Source organism: Azospirillum argentinense (assembly GCF_000632475.1).
Lineage (GTDB): Bacteria > Pseudomonadota > Alphaproteobacteria > Azospirillales > Azospirillaceae > Azospirillum > Azospirillum baldaniorum.
The window spans coordinates 34,490-55,398 of sequence record NZ_CP007796.1; the positions used below are offsets into that span (position 1 = coordinate 34,490).

6 protein-coding genes are annotated in these 20,909 nt (G+C 72.8%); 5 read left to right on the top strand and 1 reads right to left on the bottom strand.

Annotation, left to right across the window (positions count from 1 at the left end):
* Positions 1-783: an enoyl-CoA hydratase-related protein gene (locus ABAZ39_RS26625; protein WP_040137367.1), complete on the top strand. Its 783-nt coding sequence runs from the start codon at positions 1-3 to the stop codon at positions 781-783.
* A gap of 184 nt (positions 784-967) precedes the next feature.
* Here ABAZ39_RS26625 and ABAZ39_RS37170 read toward each other — a convergent pair whose 3' ends face one another.
* Complete coding sequence (locus ABAZ39_RS37170; RefSeq protein WP_247881798.1) at positions 968-1,162, bottom strand: hypothetical protein; 195 nt, start codon at positions 1,160-1,162, stop codon at positions 968-970.
* Between ABAZ39_RS37170 and ABAZ39_RS26630 the strand changes: the two genes are divergently transcribed.
* Genes ABAZ39_RS26630 through ABAZ39_RS35845 form a run of 4 tightly spaced genes read left to right on the top strand, consistent with a single transcriptional unit; the run spans position 1,121 to position 20,892 of the window.
* Positions 1,121-2,008 carry an LnmK family bifunctional acyltransferase/decarboxylase gene (locus tag ABAZ39_RS26630; RefSeq protein WP_206782025.1) on the top strand — a complete coding sequence of 296 codons (888 nt, stop codon included), beginning with the start codon at positions 1,121-1,123 and terminating at the stop codon, positions 2,006-2,008. The two genes, ABAZ39_RS37170 and ABAZ39_RS26630, sit on opposite strands and share 42 nt — an antisense overlap.
* Before the next feature lie 50 nt (positions 2,009-2,058).
* Entirely contained in the window at positions 2,059-3,468 is a 1,410-nt protein-coding gene (locus ABAZ39_RS26635; RefSeq protein WP_144243645.1) for an NAD(P)/FAD-dependent oxidoreductase, read from the top strand.
* Between the two features lie 33 nt (positions 3,469-3,501).
* A complete protein-coding gene (locus ABAZ39_RS26640; RefSeq protein WP_040137369.1) occupies positions 3,502-4,791 on the top strand; it encodes a flavin-containing monooxygenase in 1,290 nt (429 codons plus the stop codon).
* Between the two features lie 42 nt (positions 4,792-4,833).
* The gene (locus tag ABAZ39_RS35845) at positions 4,834-20,892 is read left to right on the top strand and encodes an SDR family NAD(P)-dependent oxidoreductase (protein ID WP_040137370.1); all 16,059 of its coding nucleotides are present in this window, start codon (positions 4,834-4,836) and stop codon (positions 20,890-20,892) included.
* The last annotated feature ends 17 nt before the right edge of the window (positions 20,893-20,909 follow it).

Consider the following 20,909-nt stretch of genomic DNA (forward strand, 5'->3'; position numbering starts at 1 on the left):
ATGACCGAAACGACGCTGCTCGTCCGGGACGATGCCGACCGGGTCACCGTCACCTTCAACCGGCCAGGGCGCGGAAACGCGTTCAACATGCGCCTGCTGGCCGAGCTGAACGCCGTGCTCGACCGGATCGAGGCCGAATCCCGGCCCCGTCTGGTGGTCATCGAAGGCCGCGACGGCGTCTTCTGCAAGGGTCTGGACCTTCAGGATCTCCTGGAAGCCGGCGACCGGCCGGGCGGCGGGCCGGAGCCGGACCATTCGGCACGGCTGTACATCGAGACGCTGCGGCGCCTGACGCTGTTCCCGCGCCTGGTGGTCGCCGTGGTGGACGGCGCCGCCATCGCCGGTGGCCTCGGCTTCGTGGCGGCGAGCGACGTCGCCGTGGCCACGCCGCGCTCGCAGTTCAGCCTGCCGGAAGCGGTCTGGGGCCTCGTCCCGGCCTGCGTCGGCCTCTATGTGCTCCGGCGCACGGGCTTCCAGGCGGCGTACCGGCTGGCGCTGACGACGGAGCTGATCGCCGCGCCGGAGGCCTTGTCCCTGGGGCTGGTGGATCAGGTGACGGAAACCCCGGAGGAGGTCCTGCGCCGTCTGTCGGTCAAGGCCGGGCGGCTGGCCCCCGCCACCGTCGGCGACATCAAACGCTACTTCCGCGCCATCGGGGCGATCGATCCGGAGCGGGAGGAACGGGCCGTCATGGAGACCGACCGGCTGATGGCGGACGCCCGGGTCCGCGAGGCCATCACCGATTACGTCCGCTACCAGAGATTCCCTTGGAACCGTCCTTGAAGGTTTCCCGCTCCGGTATGACGGGCATATGTATGAGTTGAGTGTTGTTCATGTAATTAGCGCATTTGTGTGCAATATTACGTGATAGAGGAATGATTTTTCGCATAGAACGATCAAAATTTCTCTGATAGGATGCATATCACAATGCACATACACGTATGAATAAGTCTATACGTATATAAATCTATGCATTGTGGGAGGACTCGCCATGCATCTGATCGAGAAATTGCAGGATATCCGGCTTGGTGACGATGTCGGTTACAGCCGCACTCTCCCCGAGCGCATGCCAATTCCGCTCGGCGTCGTCATGGGCATGCCCCAAATCCTTTCCGGAGCGATGTCCGAACGATGGCTTGCGAAAGAAGCGGGCGACATCCATTGGCGCATGATCTGCAATGATCTCGGCGTTCCTTCCCAGGCCATCCTCGACCGCTCGGCCGATCGGCTTTACGCCAGCTTCCTGCGCATGCGGATCGTCGCCTCCGGCCATCTCGGTGAGTTCGGCGAGGGCGACGCGTTGGCCGTCCACCCGGCCCTCAGCCGCTTCGGCGACCGCCGCTACTTCAGCGAAACCACCTTCTCCAAGCCCGAGGCCTCGGTGCGGGTGTCGATGGTATCGGCCTTCGTCGCGCGGCACACCGACAACAAGGGTCTCGCCCGCTCGGCCCCGCTGGGCATGGAGAGGGCCCGCAGCCCGCAGCATCACGTCCTGCCGCCGCTTGGCCAGCAGTACCAGCAGGTCAAGGCGCGCGCCCTGGACGGCATGGCGCTGGTGTCCGGCCCGGCGCTCGTCCTCGGGGGCCATCCCTTCCACTGGACCGAGGACTCCCTCTTCACGCTGGAGCACGAGGTCGATCCCTACTGCGACCTCAACGGTGTCGGGCTGCTCTACTTCGCGTCGTACCACCGCATCGCCGACATCGGCGAGCGCGCCTTCTTCAACGCGGAGGCCGGAGCGGAGGTCGGACAGCTCGGGCGCGGCGACGACTGGGCCCTGGCAAGCGTCACCTGCGCGCGGGACGTCTTCTACTACGGCAACGCCGATGCCGGCGAGCGGCTGACCTACGTCCTGCGGTCCAGGGAGTGGCTCGACGGCCAGCGCGTCGCGACCATGGCGACGCTCCTGCGCAACAGCGACGGCGTCCGGATCGCGGATCTCTTCACCATCAAGCAACTGGTCCGGCCCTCAAGCGCCCACGCCTTCCACTGGCTCGGGAAACCCTGATCGCCCGGCTTTCCGCCGGACACGCCGGCTCGACGACAAGGATGTTCGACATGCCGATCGGTAACCATGCCATCGTCATCGGCGGAAGCATTTCCGGAATGCTGGCCGCGCGGGTGCTTTCCGAATCCTTCGCCCATGTCACCGTTCTGGAGCGCGACCGTTACGGCGACGGGCCGGCGTTGCGCAAAGGGCAGCCGCAGGGCTGGCACGTCCACCTGATCCTCGCCCGCGGGCGGATGGAACTCGAACGCCTGTTTCCCGGGCTCGGACCGGACCTGGAGGCGGCGGGAGCCGTCTGCTTCCAGTGGTCGGAAGGAGCGCGGGTCAACGGGCCGTTCGGCTGGCTGCCCGACTACACCTCCGACCGGCTGCTGGTGCGGGGCAGCACGCGCGCGCTTCTCGACTGGCATGTGCGCGACCACCTGCTGCGCCTGCCCAACGTGCGCATGGAGGAGGGCTGCGCGGTCAAGGGGTTGCTGACCGATCCCTCCCGCCGGGCGGTCACCGGGGTGCGGGTCGCCCGCGACAGCGGGGACAGCGAAATCTACGGCGACCTCGTCGTCGACACCAGCGGCCGTGCCTCGGCCTCCCTGAAGTGGCTGGAGGAGATCGGCTGCGCCGCGCCGCCGGAAAGCGTGGTCGATTGCCACCTCGCCTACAGCTGCCGCTGGTACGAGGCCCCGAAGGACGCGTCCCCCGGCTGGAAGCTGATCTCGACGCAACCGAAGGCGCCGGACGATCCGCTGAGCGCGGCGATCTTCCCCATCGAGGGCGACCGCTACATCGGCGGCCTGGCGACCATCGGCCTGAAGTCCGTGCCCGACGACGACGCGGGATTCCTGGAGCTTGCGAAGTCGCTGCGCACCCCGGAATTCCATGCCTGGTTCAGCGCGGCCAAGCCGCTGTCGCCGATCTACACCTTCCGGCAGGCGCCCAACCGGGTCCGCCATTTCGAGCGGGTGCCGAACCTCCCCGACCGCTACCTGCCGATGGGCGACGTGGTCGGCACGCTCAACCCGATCTACGGCCAGGGCATCACGCTGGCGGCGCTGAGCGCCCTCACGCTGGGCGATTCGCTGGCGCGGGCTTCGGGACCCGACCCGCTGTCCGCGGCGGTGCGCAGCCATCTCCAGCGCTTGCCGCGGGAGGTCTACGCCACGCCCTGGATCATGGCGGCGCTGGGGGATTCGCTGTGGCCCGGCACGACCATCGCCGTGCAGTCCCGGTTCCAGCGCCGGCTCCTGCGCGAGCCGTGGCTCTGGCTGTTCCGCCGCTTCTCCGTCGCGATCAACCGCATGGCGGCCGAGGACCCGGAACTCGCCCGCGGGCTCATGGAGGTGATGCACATGATCAAGCCGCCGGCCGAGGTGCTGAACGGCAGGCTGATGCGGCGCGCCTTCTGGCGGATGTTCCGCGCCCCCCGACCGGTTCCCGGCGTCGTGCCGGCGCCCTCCCGCTAACCCCCGTCATCCGGCAGCATGTGGCAGACGACTATGGCTGAAGACATTTACGGCATCATCGGCGGCGGGCCATCCGGCATCGGTCTGGCCAAGAACTTCAAGCAGAACGGCATCCCGTTCGAACTCATCGAGCAGGAGGGCGATTTCGGCGGCGTGTGGAACTTCGGGACCGGGGCCGGCCGGGTCTATGAATCCACCCATCTGATTTCGTCGAAGAAGAACACCCAGTTCAGCGACTATCCGATGCCGGACGACTATCCGGTCTATCCGAACCACCGCCTGTTCCTGGCCTACCTCCGCGACATGGCGCGGCATTTCGGCCTCTACGAGCACGCCCGGTTCGGAAGCCGCGTCGAAGCCGTGCAGCCGGAGGGGCGCCGCTGGCGGGTCACCACCACCGACGGGGTCGAGAAGCGGTACGCCGGCCTGTTCGTGGCGACGGGTCTCCAGCGGGAGCCGCGGACGCCGTCCTATCCCGGAGAATTCCGGGGCACCTCCCTGCACGCCGCCGATTATCTCGGCGCCGACATCCTGCGCGGCAAGCGCGTCCTGGTGGTGGGCGGCGGCAATTCGGGGTGCGACATCGCGGTGGACGCCACCGCGGTGGCGAAGACCGTCCATCACAGCACGCGGCGTCCCTACCACTACATGCCCAAGTTCGTGGACGGGCGGCCCACGCAGGACTGGCTGATGGATCTCCCGCGCCGCTTCGCCGACCGGAACGAGCTGTGGGCCCATGTCGGCGAGGTGCTGAAGCTGGTCGGCTGCGACCCGTCCGATTACGGGCTGCCGAAACCGGACTACGGTGTCGACCAGTCCCATCCCATCATGAACTCGCTGGTGCTCCACCACATCGCCCACGGCGACATCGTGGCGAAGCCCGACGTCCGGGAATTGCAGGGCGACAGCGTGCTGTTCGCCGACGGCAGCCGCGCCGAGGTGGACGTCATCGTCTACGCCACCGGCTACCGCATGTCATGCCCGTTCCTGCCCGAGGGTCTGGTGACGTGGCGGGGGCTGCGGCCCGAGCTTTTCGCCGCGATCTTCCACCCGGACCACGAGACGCTGTGCTTCATCGGCACGCGGAACGCCGCCGGCGGCTTCGGCAACGTCTCGAACGCGAGCAGCGCCATGCTGTCCGCCTATGTGCACGCCATGGAGCGGCAGACGCCGAGCTTCAGGGTCGTCCGCGAGATGTGCCGCGGCCCTGGCCCCGACCTCGGCCAGGACCACTTCCTGCGCTCCGATCGGCACGACATCGAAGTCGATCTTTGGAAATTCATCAAGCTGCTCAACTTCCTGCGGACCAAGCTGGAAGGCTGAGCCGCCGGTTTCGCGGGCTGGGAGGGATGGGGTCGAGAGGCAATGGACATACGCGACATTCTGGAACGCACGGCCACTCTCGAAATCTCCGAGGACGAGGCGGTGACCTTGCTCCAGGCGGCCCTGACTCCGCCCGCCGAACCGCCCGCCGAACCGGCCACCGGGCTTGCGGCCGATGCGGCGGCGGCGGGGTCCGCGACGGACGGGCCGCGGAACGCGCCCGGTGATGCGGGCCTCCGCAACGCCTTCGAGGCGGTGTTCGCCGCGATGGCCGGCGACCTTCTGGGCATCGCGCCGGACGATCTGGATTTGCGCCGGCCCGTGGCCGATTACGGCCTGAACTCCATCATCGCTTCCGAATTTACCGGGCGGCTCCAGGATCGCTTCGGCATCGAGCTGTCGCCGACCGTGCTGTTCGAGTTCCGCGATCTGCGGGGCGTCGTCGCCCATGTGGTGGACAACCACGGCGCGGCCCTGGTCCGGGCCGGGCTGGGCGCGGCGCCGGCCGGCGCGGTTCCTGCGCCCGCTTCCGGCCCGGCGGAGCCGCCGCTGCGACCGCGCCGGGAGGCCGGGCCTGCGGTGGGCGACGGGTTCGACATGGAGAATCTCTGGCGGAACGCCGAGAAGCGGGCGGGCTCTCCGGTTCCGCCGCCGGTCGCCCCTCCGCCGGTTCCGGCGAGAGCGCCGTTGCCGGCAGCGGCGTCGGCAACGGCGTCAACAACGGCGCACGGGTCCGGCGTGGCGGTCGTCGGCATGGCGGCGGTGCTGCCGGGCTCGCCCGACCTGGGCGCGTTCTGGGGGCACCTCGCGGCGGGCACGGATCTGGTCGATGCTCCGGCGGCGGAGCGTGGCCTGCCGGGACGGGGCGCCCTGATCGCCGACGTCGACCGTTTCGACTCCGCCTTCTTCCGCATTTCCCCGCGGGAGGCCGCGGCCATGGACCCGCAGCAGCGTCTGCTGCTGCAAGCCGTCTGGCACGCGCTGGAGGACGCGGCGATCACGCCCTCCAGCCTTGCCGGGACGTCGACCGGCGTGTTCGTCGGCATCGCCACCACCGACTATCTCGACCTCAGCATCGCCGGCTCGGCGGCGGTCGATCCGTTCATGGCGACCGGCATGGCCCATTCCATCGCGGCCAACCGCATTTCCCACACGCTCGATCTCAAGGGGCCGAGCGAGGTGGTCAACACCGCCTGCTCCAGCGTGCTGGTGGCGCTGCACAACGCGGCCCGCGCGCTGGCCGCCGGCGACTGCACCATGGCGATCGTGGGCGGCGCCAACCTCGTGCTGCACGACCGGGTGTCGGACGCCTTCCGCAAGGCCGGCATGCTGAGCGCGTCCGGGCGCTGCCGCCCCTTCGCCGCCGGAGCCGACGGCTTCGTCCGCGGTGAAGGCGTCGGTGCGATCGTCCTGAAGCCGTTGGACAAGGCCCTCGCCGACGGCGACCCCATCCATGGTGTGATCCTCGGCAGCGCCGTCAACCACGGCGGCCGCGCCGGCTCCCTGACCAGCCCCAGCGGCGAGGCGCAGACCGACGTGCTGGTCAGGGCCTATGCCGACGCCGGCATCGATCCGGCCTCCATCACCTGCATCGAGGCTTACGGCATCGGGTCCGAACTGGGCGACCGCGTCGAGGCCGAGGCGCTCGTCCGCGCCTTCGCGACGCTCCGCCGGCAGCGCGACGCGGCGCCGCCGGACCAGCCCCACTGCGTGGTGGGATCGGTCAAGTCCAATGTCGGCAGCTTGGAAACCGCCTCCGGCATCGCGGCACTGGCCAAGGTCCTGCTGTCCATGCGCCATGGCCGCATCCCGGCGAGCCTTCATCTCGACCGGGTCAATCCGGCGATCGACCTCCGGGGCACGCCGTTCCGGCTGGCCGCCGAAGCCACGGCCTGGCCGGTGGCCACCGATCCGGCGACCGGCCGCCCGTGGCTGCGGCGCGCCGGCATCAGCTCCTTCGGCTTCGGGGGCGCCAACGGCCATGTGGTGGTCGAGGAGCCGCCGCCGGTGCCGGCGGGCGTCGGGTCGCCCGGCCGAGGCCCGCAAGTGATCGTGCTGTCGGCGCGCAGCGGCGACCGGCTCGACGCCCAGGCCGCGGCCCTGCTCGACCATCTCGACGGCCCGGATTCCGCCGGCCACGGTCTGGCCGACATCGCCTGGACGCTGCAGGCGGGCCGCGAGGCGCTGGAGCATCGGCTGGCCTTCGTGGCGCGCGACATGGCGGAGCTTCGCGCGACGCTGCGGGGCCTGCGGGACGGCACCGCCGGCTTCGGGATTCATCGCGGAACCGTAAACAGCGGAACGACGGACGGCGGAAGGGATGACGGACCGTCCGTCCCGCCGGCCACCGGGCCGGACGCCGTCGCGGCGCGCTGGGTTGGCGGCGGGGCGGTGGACTGGGCGGCCCTGCATCGGGGAACCGCCCCGCGCCGGCTCCGTCTGCCCGGCTACCCGTTCGCCCGCACGCGCCATTGGTTCAAGGTTGCGGGCGCGGCCCCGGCGTCGGACCCCCGGCCCGCCGCCGCGGGGGCGGAGGGAGGGAACAGGCTCCCGACACTCGACGCTCCGGCCTACCGGACCCTGGTTTCCCGGCTCGAAGAGGTGTGCATCTGGCTGCTCGGGGCGGCCTTCCGGGCGATGGGAGTCTTCGTCCGTCCGGGCGAGAGCCACGACCCGGCCCGGCTCCGGCGGTCGATCGGGCTGGTTCCGGCGGCGGAGCCGGTCTTCGACGCCCTGATCGGGCGGCTGATCGCCGGCGGCCTGCTCCGCCGCGACGGCGAGCGGATCGCCGCCGCGGGCATCGTCGACGCGGCGCCGGCCCCCTGGCCCGTGGACGAGGACGCCTTCCTCGCCGGGCATCCGCCGGAGCTGCACGCGCATCTCCGTCTGGCGCGTCACGGCGCCCTGGCGATTCCCGACATCCTGGCGGGCCGCACCGCCGCATCGGACGTCCTGTTCCCCGACGGCACCCTGCGGCTGGTCAAGCCGGTCTACCAGGGCGGGGCGCTGACCCGCCCCTTCAACGAGGCGGTGGCCCGGACGATCCGCGAGCGGCTGGAGGGGACGCCGGACGACGCGCTGTCGGTGCTGGAGATCGGGGCGGGCACCGGCGCCACCACCGAACCGGTGCTGGAGGCGCTGGCCCCCTGGGGGCGCCGCGTGCGCTACGTCTACACCGACGTGTCCCGCGGTTTCCTGCGGCACGGCCGGCAGCGTTTCGCGCGGAGCGGCGCGGAGCTGGTGTTCCAGACGCTGGACATCGAGCGGGACCCGGCGGCGCAGGGCTTCGAACCCGGGTCCTTCGACGTGGTGGTGGCGTCCAACGTCCTGCACGCCACCAGCGACGTCCGGGCCGCGGTCGGCCATGCGAAGGCGCTGCTCAAGCCGGGCGGGCGGCTGGTCCTGTGCGAGGCCACGGCGGCGCAGACCTTCCTGGCGATCACCTTCGGCCTTCTCGACGGCTGGTGGCTGTGGCGCGACCGCGACCTGCGGCTGGGCGGCTCGCCGCTGCTCGACGTGGCGGGATGGCGCCGCGTGCTCGCGGAGCGGGGCTTCCACGGGCTTCGCGTGACCGGCGACGGGCAGGGCGACGCGCACGTCCAGTGCATCCTGGCGGCGGACAGCGACGGGGTGATCGAACCGTCGGCGGCTCCCCCTCCTCCCGTGGCCGAGCCGGCGCCGCCCGCGCCGGTGGCCGAGCCGTCCGCGGCGCTGCGGGACCCGCTCGTCCAGGCGATCCGCGCCCGCATCCTGGATCAGGTGTGCCGCTCCCTGGACGAGAGCGCCGAGCGCATCGACACCAGCCGCCCCTTCTTCGAATACGGGCTGGACAGCTTCGTCGGGAGCGAGGTGGTGGCGGCGCTGGCCGGCGACCTGGGCGTTTCCCTGAAGCCGACCGTCCTGTTCGAGCACGCCTCCATCGACCGGTTGAGCCGTCACCTCGGGGCGACCCACGGGGCGGCCCTGGCGCAGCGGCTCGGCATCGCCGCCGGAACGCCCGCCGGAACGCCCGCCGTAAAGCCCGCAGCGGCCGCCGTTTCAGCCGTCGCGGCCCCGCTGTCGTCCCAATCGGCGCCGTCCCAACCAGCCTCGTCCGACATCGCGGTGATCGGCATGGCCGGGCGATTCCCCGGCGCGGCGAGCGTCGAGGCGTTCTGGGAGATGCTGGACGCCGGGCGCTGCGCCATCGGCGAGGTTCCGCCCGACCGCTGGTCGGCGGAGTCCCACTACGACCCCGACCCCCGCAAGCTCGATCGCACCTACACCACCCGCGGCGGCTTCCTCGACGCCGTGGACCTGTTCGACGCGGAGTTCTTCAACATCACCGGGCGCGAGGCGGAGCTGTCGGACCCGCAGCACCGGCTGTTCCTGGAGCAGGCCTGGGCGGCGCTGGAGGATGCGGGCTACGCGCGGCCCGGCTGCGGCGGCCTGCGCTGCGGCGTCTTCGTCGGGGCGGGCGGCGGCGACTACCTGACCTGGATGATCCAGAACGGCGTGCCCATGGGGGCGCAGTCCTTCTGGGGGAACACCAGCTCGGTCCTGGCCGCCCGCATCTCCTATCTGCTGGACCTCGACGGGCCGAGCCTCGCGGTGGAGACCGCCTGCTCCTCCTCGCTGGTCGCCATCCATCTCGGCTGCCAGAGCCTGCTGGCCGGCGAGACGGACATCGTCCTGGCCGGCGGAGCGTTCCTGAACGTCACCCCGACCTTCCACATCCTGGCCAGCAACGGCCGCATGCTGGCTCTGGACGGGCGCTGCAAGGCGTTCGACGCCGGCGCGGACGGCTTCGTCGCCGGTGAGGCGGTGGCGGCGGTGGTCCTCAAGCCGCTCGCCCGCGCGGTCGCCGACGGCGACAACATCCTGGGCGTGATCAAGGCCACCGGCGTCAACCAGGACGGACGCACCAACGGAATCACCGCGCCGAACCCGCTGGCCCAGGCGGCCCTGACGGAGTCCGTCTACCGCCGCTTCGGGATCGATCCCGGGACCATCGGCAGCGTCGAGGCCCACGGCACCGGCACCAGCCTCGGCGATCCCATCGAGGTGGAAGCGCTGACCCGCAGCTTCCGTGCCTTCACCGACCGCCGCCAGTTCTGCGCCCTGGGATCGGTGAAGACCAACATCGGGCACGCCGCGACGGCGGCCGGGATCACCGGCTTCGTCAAGGCGCTGCTGTCGCTGACGCACCGCCGCATCCCGGCCTCGCTGAACTTCGAACGGCCCAACGAGCAGATCGACTTCGCCTCCAGTCCCTTCTTCGTCAACACCGTCAGCCGCGACTGGCCGGCGGGCGGCGGGCCGCGGCGGGCCGCGGTCAGCTCCTTCGGCTTCAGCGGCACCAACGCCCATGTGGTGATCGAGGAGGCGCCGGCCCTTCCCGACCGCCCGGCGGAACAACCGTGGTCCGTGCTGCCGGTCTCGGCCCGCAAGCCGGAGGCGCTGCGCCGCCGCCTCGCCGATCTGCGCGGCTGGCTGGATGGGCCGGGAGCGGCGGTGCCGATGGCCGACATCGCCCGCACCCTCCAGGTCGGGCGGATGCATTTCGCCGAGCGCGCGGCTCTGGTCGTCCGCGATCACGACCATCTGCGCGGGCTGCTCGACGCGGTGCTGGAGCGGGGGACGGCGGATCTCGCCTGGGTCGGGCGGGCCGCCGAGAACGCGGCGCTGGGTGCGGTGTGCCGGCAGCTCGTCGCGGATCTGCGGACGCCGGACCTGGACGAGGCCGCCCGGCGCGAGAAGGCGTCGGCTCTGGCCCAGCTCTACGTGATCGGCTCCGATCCCGATTGGGAGCGGCTGAACGAGGGGAGCGGCGCCCGCTTCGCGTCCCTTCCGACCTATCCGCTGTCCCGCAGCGCCTTCCGTGCCGCGGCCGGAACGCCGGCCCGTCCTCCGGCGTCGCCGCCGGTGGCCGCCGGAGAGGGTGGGGTCGCGATCCTGGCCGCCGAGGCGCGGTGGCAGGATGCGCCGCCGGTCCCGCCGGCAGACGGCAGGGATGCCGGCCCGGTCTGGCTGTTCGACGCCGATGATCGCTTGGCCGATGACCGCTTGGCTGGCGATCGTTTGGCCGGTGACCGTCTGGCCGGCGGGCTCGGACCGGCGCTTCTGGTAACGCCGGGAACGGCCCTGCGTCACGGCGGCGGACGGGCGGAGATCGATCCGGCGGACGCCGCCCATTACCGGTCGCTGATCCAGGACGCGGTGTCGCGCGGCGCGGGGCCGGCGGCCATCGTGGTGGCCTGGGCCGGGCGCCTGCCGACGGACCCGGCGGTGCAGGGGATCCATGCCGTCCGGCACATCCTGCGGGCGGTGATCGACGCCGGGCACCGGGACCTCGTCCGGCTGCTGTTCGTGTGGCGCGGCACCGAGGATTCCGCCGACGCGGCCGCGGCCGCGGCCGTCTTCGACGCGGTGGCGGCCTACGCACCGTCGGTCAAGCCGCTGCTGCCCAACCTCGGCGTAACCTGCCTGCGTGTGGACCCGTCGATCGGGGATGCGGCTTTGGCGGCCCGGCTGTGCGGGGAGCTGGCGTCGCCGGAGCCCGAGGTCGCCTACCGGCTGAAGCCGGGCGGCGGGGAGGGCGGCACCGTGGTGCGCCGCGTCCGGACACTGGCGGTCCTGGGGCCGGTGTCCACGGCGCTGGCGCCAAGTGGCGACGGCGTGGCCATCCGGGCGGGCGGCGTCTACCTGATCACCGGCGGCGCCGGGGCTCTGGGCCGGATCATGGCGCGCCATCTGGCGGCGCGCGGAGCCGGGCAGGTGGTGCTGGTCGGGCGTTCGGCGCCGGAGGCGGTGTCCCTGGAGGAACTGGCCGGGCCGGTCTTCAGCTACCGGCAGGCCGACGTCACCGACGCGGCGTCCCTGGGCGCGGCGGTCGCCGAGGTGCTGGAGCGCTTCGGCGCCCTGCACGGGGTGATCCACGCGGCGGGCGCCTTCACCGGGCGTCCGCTGACCGCCAAGACGCCGGAGGAGTTCGCCGCCACGCTGGCGCCCAAGCTGGACGGCACGGTGGCGCTGGACCGCGCGACCGCGGACCTGCCGCTGGACTTCTTCGCGGTGTTCTCGTCCGTCTCGGCGGAGCTGGGAGATTTCGGACAGTGCGACTACGCGGTCGCGAACCGCTTCCAGTCCGCCTGGGGCCTCTGGCGCGAGGGCGAGCGGCAGCGCGGCCGGCGGCAGGGCCGGACCCTCTCCATCGGCTGGCCGCTGTGGCGGGACGGGGGAATGCACACCGAGGCGGCGGCGGAGGAGCTTTATCTCCGCACCGCCGGCCTCGCCGCCCTGGAATCGGCGGAGGGGGCGGAGCTTTTCGACCGGATCCTGCGGTCCGGCCGAAGCAACGTCCTGCTGCTGAAGGGCGAGCCGGAGCGCGCCGCCCGCCTGTTCGCGACGCGCGGCATCGCCGGCCCCCGCCGGGCCGCGGCTGCCTCGCTGGTCGCCTCGGCCCTTCCGCCGACCGCGCCGGCCGCCGATGGCGCGCCGATTGCCGACCGCCTGCGCCGGGACATCCTGCACGGCATCGCGCAGAGCGCGTCGGTGCCGGTGGAAACGGTGGAGAGGGCCGGCCATCTGGGCGACCTGGGGCTGGATTCCCTGATGCTGTCCGATCTGGCGGACCGGCTCAACGCCGGCCTCGGCATCGCGCTGTCGCCCACCACCTTCTTCAGCCACGGCGACCTCGACAGCCTGACCAGCCACATCCTGGCGGAATGGCCGGCGGTTCTGGACGCGTGCTACGCCCCGCCGGCCCCCGCTTCGGACGAGGCTCCGGTCGAGGCCCCCGCGGTGGCCGCGCCCGTCCTCTCCGAACCCCCGCCGCCGCGGAGCGAACCGTCCGCGCCGCTTCCCGGCGCCGCTCCGGATGCCCCCTCCGGTGCCATCGCCATCGTCGGCATGAGCGGCCGTTTCCCCGGCTCGCCGGACATCGACGGCTTCTGGCGCAACCTTGAGGCCTGCCGCGACCTGATCGGCGAAATCCCGGCGGAGCGCTGGGACTGGCGGCGGGACTACGGCGGGCCGGAGGTGGCGCGGGGCCGGTCGGTCTCCCGCTGGGGCGGATTCATCGAGGGCGCCGACCGTTTCGAGGCGGACTTCTTCGGCCTGTCGCCGTCCGACGCCCTGCGGATGGCCCCGCAGGAGCGGCTGTTCCTGGAAACCTGCTGGAAGGCGGTGGAGGACGCCGGCTACCGCGTCTCCGCGCTGGCCGGGCGGCGGGTGGCCGTGTTCGCCGGCGCGCAGATCGCCGACAGCCAGTCCGACCTGTGCCGCCCCGCCCATCTGGCGGAGCGCGTGGCGCGCTTCTTCGATCTGCGCGGATCGGCGGAGGTTCTGGACACCGCCTGCTCGTCGAGTCTGGTGGCGGTGGACCGGGCGGTGCGCCTGCTGCGCGACGGCGAATGCGAGATGGCCCTGGCCGGCGGCGTCAGCCTCATCACCTCCGCCGAGGGGATGATCGCGGCCAGCCAGATGGGAATCCTGTCGCCCCGGGGTCGCTGCCGCACCTTCGACGCCACCGCCGACGGCTTCGTCAAGGGCGAGGGCGTCTGCGTGCTGGTGCTGAAGCCGCTGGCCGCCGCGCTGGCCGATCGCGACCACGTCCACGGGGTGATCCTCGGCAGCGCCGTGAACCACGGGGGCAAGGCCACCTCGCTCACGGCGCCCAACGCGCAGGCGCAGGCCGCGCTGATCGAGGCCGCCGTGGCCGACGCCGGCATCGGGGCCGACGCCATCGGCTTCCTCGAACTGCACGGCACCGGCACCCGGCTCGGCGACCCGGTGGAGATCGACGGCATCCGCACGGCCTTCGCCCGCATGCGCGCCGGCGGAAGCGATGCGCCGGAAAGTTGCGGGATCGGTTCGGTCAAGACCAACATCGGCCATCTGGAGCCGGCCGCCGGCATCGCCGGCATCGTCAAGGTGGTGATGGCGATGCGCCACGGCACGCTGCCGGGAACGCCCAACCTCGACCAGGTCAACCCGCTGATCCAGCTCTCGGGCACGCCGTTCCGCATCGTCCGCGGCACCCAGCCCTGGCCGGCGGACGGACGGCCGCGGCGGGCGGGGGTCAGCTCCTTCGGTTTCGGCGGCACCAACGCCCATGTGGTGATCGGGGAGGCGCCGCGGACGGCGCATCCGCCGGTGGCGGATGCCGGGCCGTGGATCTTCCCTCTTGCGGCGCGGGACGACGCCCATCTGCGCGTGCTCGCCCGGGATGTCGCCGCCTTCATCGAACGGGCCGGCGACGATCTGCCGGCGCTGCGGGACATCAGCCACACCCTGACCACCGGGCGGGAGCCGATGGCGGCCCGGCTGGCGGTGATCGCCGGTGACCGGCGGACGCTCGCCGCGGCCTTGCGGGGCCTGCCGGAAACCGGCGCCCTGCCGGCGGTGTGCGGGACGACCGGCAGTGCGCTCGATGCCGCGGCGCGCCGCTGGGCGGCGGGCGGTGCCGCGGATTGGACCGTCACGGGCGCCCGACGCGTGCCGCTGCCAAGCTATCCGTTCGCCGGAGCGCGCTACCCGTTGATCCCGGAAACGCCCACCATGGATACCCCGGCCCAACCCGCAGCCCAACTTCAGGCCCGCCCCGTCCCGCCGGTTCCCGTCGAGGCGCCGCGGCCCGTCGCCGCTCCCACCGCGGTCATCCCTGCGGCGCCGCCGCGCCCGGGGCGCATCGCCCTTCGGCCTGCGGCTGGAAGCGTCACCCCCCTGCCGTCACCGGCGGTTCCGCCTCCGGCGGCGCCTGAGCCGCGGCGGCTCCCCGCCGGAGCCGGGGGGAAGGCGGTGTCGGCGACGCTGTCCGGCATCCTGCGCGACATCGTCCATCTCGACCAGATCGCTCCCGCGGCGACCTTCGCCGAGATGGGCGTGGATTCCATCAGCGGCGTGGAGATCATCCGGGAGGTCAACCGCGCCTTCGGGCTGGAGCTGGACGCGGCGGCGCTCTACGACCACCCGACCCCGGTGGCCTTGGCCGACGCCCTGCGCGGGGCCCTGGCGTCGCGCCGTCCGTCCGTGCCGGCGCCGATTGCTCCGGTGGCCGCTCCGGTGGCGGCGGCCTCCCCCGCGGCGGAACCCGCCCGGCCGCAGCGGGTGCAGTTGGCCGCCCGCCCGATTCCGGCGGCGGACCGGATACAGGGTCCGGTGCTGGACGCGCATCCCCCCGCCCGCGCCCGCCTCGCCCTGCGGCCCGGGCCGCAGACCGCCGCGCCCGTGCCCGCCCCCCGTGTGGAGGAGCCGGCGGCAGCCCCGCCGGTTCAGGCCCCACCGGTTCGGGCCGCGGTGGACACGCCGATCGCCGTCATCGGCCTGTCCTGCCGCTTTCCGGGCGCGCCGGACGCCGACCACTTCTGGCGCAACCTCATGGACGGCGTGGACAGCGTCGGCGAGGTCCCGGCGGAGCGCTGGGACGCCACCGGCGGCAGCCGCCGGGCCGGGTGCCTCGACGGAATCGACCGGTTCGACGCCGCCTTCTTCAACATCTCCCCGCTCGAAGCGGAGATGATCAACCCCGAGCAGCGGCTGTTCCTGGAGGAATCCTGGAAGGCGCTGGAGAACGTCGGCTACGGCGACCGCGCGCTGGCGGGGAGCCGCTGCGGGGTCTTCGTCGGCGCCAACACGGGCGATTACGCCCGGCTGGTCGGCAGCCGCCGCACGGCGCACGCGCTCACCGGCCTGTCGAACAGCGTGCTGGCCGGCCGCATCGCCTATTTCCTCGACCTCCAGGGGCCCAGCGTGGCGGTCGATTCCGCCTGCTCGTCGTCGCTGGTGTCGATCGCGCTGGCCTGCCGCGGGATCGCCGCCGGCGACTGCGACATGGCGCTGGCCGGCGGGGTCTTCCTGATGGTGACCCCCGACCTGAACGTGGTCAGCGGCAAGGCGGGGGTGCTGTCGCCGACCGGGCGCTGCCGCAGCTTCGACGCCGCCGCCGACGGGATCGTGATGGGCGAGGGCGTGGGCGTGGTCGTGCTGAAGGCGCTCGACCGGGCGCTGGCGGACGGCGACCCCATCCACGGCGTCATCCGCGGCATCGCCTGCAACCAGGACGGCAAGACCAATGGCATCTCCGCGCCCAGCGCGCGCTCGCAGGCGCGGCTGATCCGCGAGGTGCACCGACGCGCCGGCATCGATCCGCGCGCCGTTTCCTATGTCGAGGCGCATGGCACCGGAACCGCGCTCGGCGACCCGATCGAGATCAAGGGCCTGACGGAGGCCTTCGGAGCCGCGGGCGACCGCGGGCCTTACCCCGCCGGTTCAATTCCCGCCGGTTCAATCCCGATCGGCTCGGTGAAGACCAACATCGGCCATTCCAACATGGCCGCGGGCGTCGCGGCGGTGATCAAGGTGCTGCTGGCGCTGAAGCACCGCAAGCTGCCGCCGTCGCTGCACTACACGCAACCAAACCCGCACATCGATTTCGCGGACAGCCCCTTCCGGGTCTGCACGGCGGTGGAGGATTGGACCCCGCCCGCCGGGCACCGCCGCATGGCCGCGGTCAGTTCCTTCGGCTTCAGCGGGACCAACGCCCACGCGGTGATCGAGGAAGCGCCGGAGCGGCCCGTCGCCGGCCGCCGTCTGCCCCTGTGCCTCGTCCCGCTGTCGGCGAAGACCGGCCCGGCCCTGCAGCGGCGCGCCGCCGATCTCGCGGTCTGGCTGGAGGGACCGGGACGCGACGCGGCCCTGGAGGATGTCGCCGTCACCCTGTCGGCGGGGCGCAGCCACTTCGCCGTGCGCGCGGCGCTGGTCGTGCGCGACCGCGCGGAACTCGTGGCCGGCCTGGGCGCGCTGGCGGACGGCCGGACGCCGGATGGCGGCTTCCGTCACGACGGTGGCGACGGCGCCGGGGTGGTGCCGAACCTGCCCGCCGGCCTCTTGGTCCCCGCGGCGGACCGCGCGGCGCTGGAGCGGCTGGCCGATGCCTACGTCCATGGCTTCGACCCGGACTGGACGGCCCTCTTCGACGGCGTCGCGGCCCGGCGCATCGCGCTTCCGACGTATCCCTTCGCCGGCGACCGCCATTGGATCGCTCCCGAGCCGGCGGCCACATTGCTGGCGGTCCGTTCCGGCGATGCCGCGGACGGCGCCGGTCTGGTCCCCGACTTCGCCGCCAGCCTGGACGGGGGGCTGAGCTTCCGGCGCCGGATACCGGCGGACGACCCGCTGGTGCGCGACCACCGGGTGCTGGGCCGCGGGATCGTGCCAGGGGTCGGCTATCTGGAGCTGGCGCACGCGGCGGCGGCGCGGGTGCTGGGCGACCGCCCGCTGCGGCTTTCCCGCGTGCACTGGCTGCAGCCCATGGAGGTGTCGGGTGCCGGGGCCGGGCTGCGCGTGACTCTGTCCCGCCGGGAGGACGGCCTGTCCTTCGCGATCACGTCCTTCGCGATCACCTCCTTCGCGATCACCGGGACCGGGGAAGGCGAGGAGCCGGTGGTCCACGCCCGCGGCGAGATCAGGCCGCTGGACGTTGCGGCGGATCAGGCCGTCGATGTGGAGGCGCTGAAGCGCCGCCTGCCGCGGACCCTCGACGGCGCGCGGGTCTATGAGGACTACAGCCGGCTGGGCGTCGATTACGCGGGATACTTCCGCGGGATCGGCCGGGTCTGGGGAAGCCGCGACGAATCGCTGGTGGAACTGCTTCCCGTGGACGGGGGCGGCGCGGGCCGTCCGCTGCATCCGGGGCCGATGGACTCCGCGCTCCAGGGCATCGCCGGCTTCGTGCGCGAGGAGGGCGGAACGGGCGTGCTGCTGCCCTTCTCGGTGGATGCGGTGGACGTGCTCCGCGCCACGCCGAGCGGCGGCTTCGCCCACCTGCGGCTGGCCGGCCCGCAGCGCTTCGACGTGACCCTGCTCGACCGCGAGGGGCGGCCCTGCGTGCGCATGGCCGACGTGACCCTGCGTCCGGTGCGCGATCCGCTGGAAGGCTTCTTCTATCGTCCGGGCTGGGTCGAGCGTCCGGCCGGCGAACGCCCGTGGCGGCCCGAGGCCGTTTCCGGCCCGCGTCGCGTGCTGGTGATCCGGTCCCCGGAAGGCCCCGACCTGGGCGACGCCTTGCGGGCGCGCCATCCGGGCGACGACGTGACCGTTCTGGTGGCCGGCGAGCCGGATTTCGACGGCGTGCTCCGCCGCCGCATCGCGCAGGCCGCCCCGGACCGCGTCTACCATCTGTCCGGCGTCGCTCCGGGCACCGCGGAGGAGGCCATCCGGACCGGCGACGCGCACCCCGCGCAGGAGCGCGGGCTCCTGTCGCTGTTCCGCACCGTCAAGGCGCTGGGCGAGGCCGGTCTGGCGACCCATCCGCTCCGCCTCGGCGTGCTGACCGCCGATGTCCATGACGTTACCGGTGACGAGCGCCTCAACCCGATGGCCGCCGGGCTGCACGGCCTCGCCAAGGCGGTGGCCAAGGAGTTCGGCCGCTGGCAGGTCGCCTGCCTGGACGTCAGCCGGGCCGAGACCGACCCCGCGCGCTGGCTGGACGCGCTGGACGCCGAACCGCCGCTCGGCCGCGGCGAGGATGTCGCCCTGCGCGGCGGGCGGCGTTACGTGCGGGTCCTGGAGGCGGCGCGGCTGGAGCCGGTCCGGGAAACGCCCTGGCGGGTCGGCGGCACCTACCTGATCGTCGGCGGGGCCGGCGGGATCGGCGTCGAGATCAGCCGCCATCTCGCCGCCCGGGCCCGGGCGAAGCTGGTCTGGGTCGGCCGCGGCCCCCTGGACGAGCGGCGCAGGCGGCTGGCCGCGGAGATCGAGGCCGCCGGCGGCGAGGTGCTGTACGTCCAGGCCGACATCGCCCGCGGCGACGGGGCGGTCCAGGCGGTGGAGCAGGCGCGGCGGCGGTTCGGCACCATCCACGGCGTCATCCATTCCGCGCTGGTCCTGGAAGACCGCACGCTCCAGAACATGTCCGAGGACGCCTTCCTCGCGGCGCTCGGGCCGAAGCTGCACGGCGCGGTCCGGCTCCAGCACGCGCTGGGCGGGGCGCCGCTCGACGTCATGATGTTCTTCTCCTCGGCGCAGTCCTTCGAGGGCAGCGCCGGCCAGAGCAACTACGCCGCGGCCTCCACCTTCAACGACGCCTTCGCGCGCTGGCTGGCCCGCAAGGCCGGATACCCGGTCCGCATCGTCAACTGGGGCTATTGGGGGACGGTCGGCGTGGTGGCCTCCTCCGATTACGCCCGCCGCATGGCGGCGCTGGGGCTCGGCTCGATCACGCCGCGCCAGGGCGCCGACGCGGTCGACCGCGTGCTGGCCCACGACGAGGTCCAGGTCATGGCGGTGTGGGCCAGCGAGGAGCTGCGCCGCAGCATGACCGGCGCCGCCGGGGAGGCCGCGGTTCCCACCCTGGCGATCGAGAGCCCGGCGGTCGATGAGGGCCAGCTCCTGGGTTACGAGCGGGCCTCGCGGGCGCTGGACGGGCTGGCCGCAAGGCTGGTGCACGACGCGCTGCGCCGCATGGGCGCCTTCGCCGCACCGGATGCGGAGGAGACGGTCGAAGGGCTGTTCCGCCGGCTGGGCATCCTTCCGTCCTACCGCCGGCTGTTCGACGGCCTGATCGACATCCTGCTGCGGGCCGGCCTCTGCCGTCTGGAGGATGGCCGGTTGCGGGGAGGCGCGGCGGTGGGATCGCCGGACGAGCCGCCGGACTCCGGGCGCGCCGCGCTCGCGGAGGCCGTCGCCCGCTTCGGCGACGAGCATCCGGTCGCCCGGCCCCATGTCACCCTGCTCCGGGCCTGCGTCGATGCCTATCCGGAGGTTCTGACCGGTCGCCGCGGGCACATGGACGTGATGTTCCCGCAGGGCCGCATGGACCTTCTCGAAGGCATCTACCGCGGCGACTGCGTGGCCGACTACTTCCACCGTCTGGCCGCCTCGGCGGCGGCGGGCGTGGTCGGCGGCTCGACGGCGGAGCGGCCCCTGGTGGTCGAGATCGGGGCGGGCACCGGCGGGACGAGCGCCTTCGTCCTCGAACGGCTGGCGGCGCTGGGCCGTCCCCTGCGCTACCTCTACACCGACCTGTCGAAGGCCTTCACCGATCATGGGCGGACCCGCTTCGCAGCCGCCTATCCGTTCCTGGAATTCGCGGAACTCGACGTCGACCGCGACGACGGCATCGCCGCCGTTCCCGAAGGCAGCGCCGACGCGGTGATCGCCAGCAACGTGCTGCACGCCACCCGCGACATCCGCCGCACGCTCGACCGGGTGCGGCGCCTGCTCAAGCCGGGCGGCGTGCTGATCCTCAACGAGGGCTGCCGCATCCGGGACTTCGCCACGCTGACCTTCGGCCTGACCGGCGGGTGGTGGGCGTTCGACGATCCCGCCGAACGCATCCCGCACACGCCGCTGCTCGACGAGGCGGGCTGGCGCCGGATTCTGGACGGGCAGGGCTTCTCCGGCGTCCGCTGCTTCGACCTGCCCGACGGCAAGCCGGGTCGCGGCACGCAGATCGTCCTGCTCGCCTCGCGGGACGCCGCGTCGCAGCCGGCGGGGGCCGTGCCGCCGCCCGCGACGGCGGTGGTGACGCGGGCGGCCGACGCAGCGGTCCCCGGAACGGGGGGCGAGACGGACGGCGCGGGGCTTCCTGGCCGGGTGACCGACTATGTGCGCGGCGTCCTCGGCGAGGTCCTGAAGATCGATCCCGCGCAGATCCGCACCAACCAGACCTTCGAGGTCCACGGCGTCGACTCGCTGGTGGCGCTGACCATCAACGGCCGGTTCGAGCAGGATCTGGGGCCGGTGCCGGCGACGCTGCTGTTCGAGCATCCGACCGCGGCGAAGCTGGCCGACCATCTGCTGGCGACCCATGGCGAGACGCTGGCCCGCCTGCTGTCCCCGGCGGCGGCTCCCGCCCCCGCACCGGTGGAGCCGCTGCCGGTCGCGGTCTCCGCTTCGCCGGCTCCCATTTCGCCGACTTCCATTCCACCGGCCCCGGCCGCCCCGTCCTCCGTCGCCCCGTCTTCCGTTGCCCTGGCCCAGGCGGCGCGGTCGAACCAGCCCCGGCGGCGGCCGGACGAGCGGAGCCGGTCCGCGATGCGCGCGCGGGTGGAAAATCTCCCTGACGACAAGGTGGAGCAGCTGCTGCGGCAGATGCTCGGCAGAAGGAGCCTGCGTTGAGCCCCTACGATCAATCC

Coding starts and splice junctions, on each gene's coding strand:
- ABAZ39_RS26625 (WP_040137367.1), top strand. CDS start 1: ATGACCGAAACGACGCTGCTCGTCCGGGACGATGCCGACCGGGTCACC.
- ABAZ39_RS26630 (WP_206782025.1), top strand. CDS start 1,121: ATGTCCGAACGATGGCTTGCGAAAGAAGCGGGCGACATCCATTGGCGC.
- ABAZ39_RS37170 (WP_247881798.1), bottom strand. CDS start 1,162: ATGGATGTCGCCCGCTTCTTTCGCAAGCCATCGTTCGGACATCGCTCC.
- ABAZ39_RS26635 (WP_144243645.1), top strand. CDS start 2,059: ATGCCGATCGGTAACCATGCCATCGTCATCGGCGGAAGCATTTCCGGA.
- ABAZ39_RS26640 (WP_040137369.1), top strand. CDS start 3,502: ATGGCTGAAGACATTTACGGCATCATCGGCGGCGGGCCATCCGGCATC.
- ABAZ39_RS35845 (WP_040137370.1), top strand. CDS start 4,834: ATGGACATACGCGACATTCTGGAACGCACGGCCACTCTCGAAATCTCC.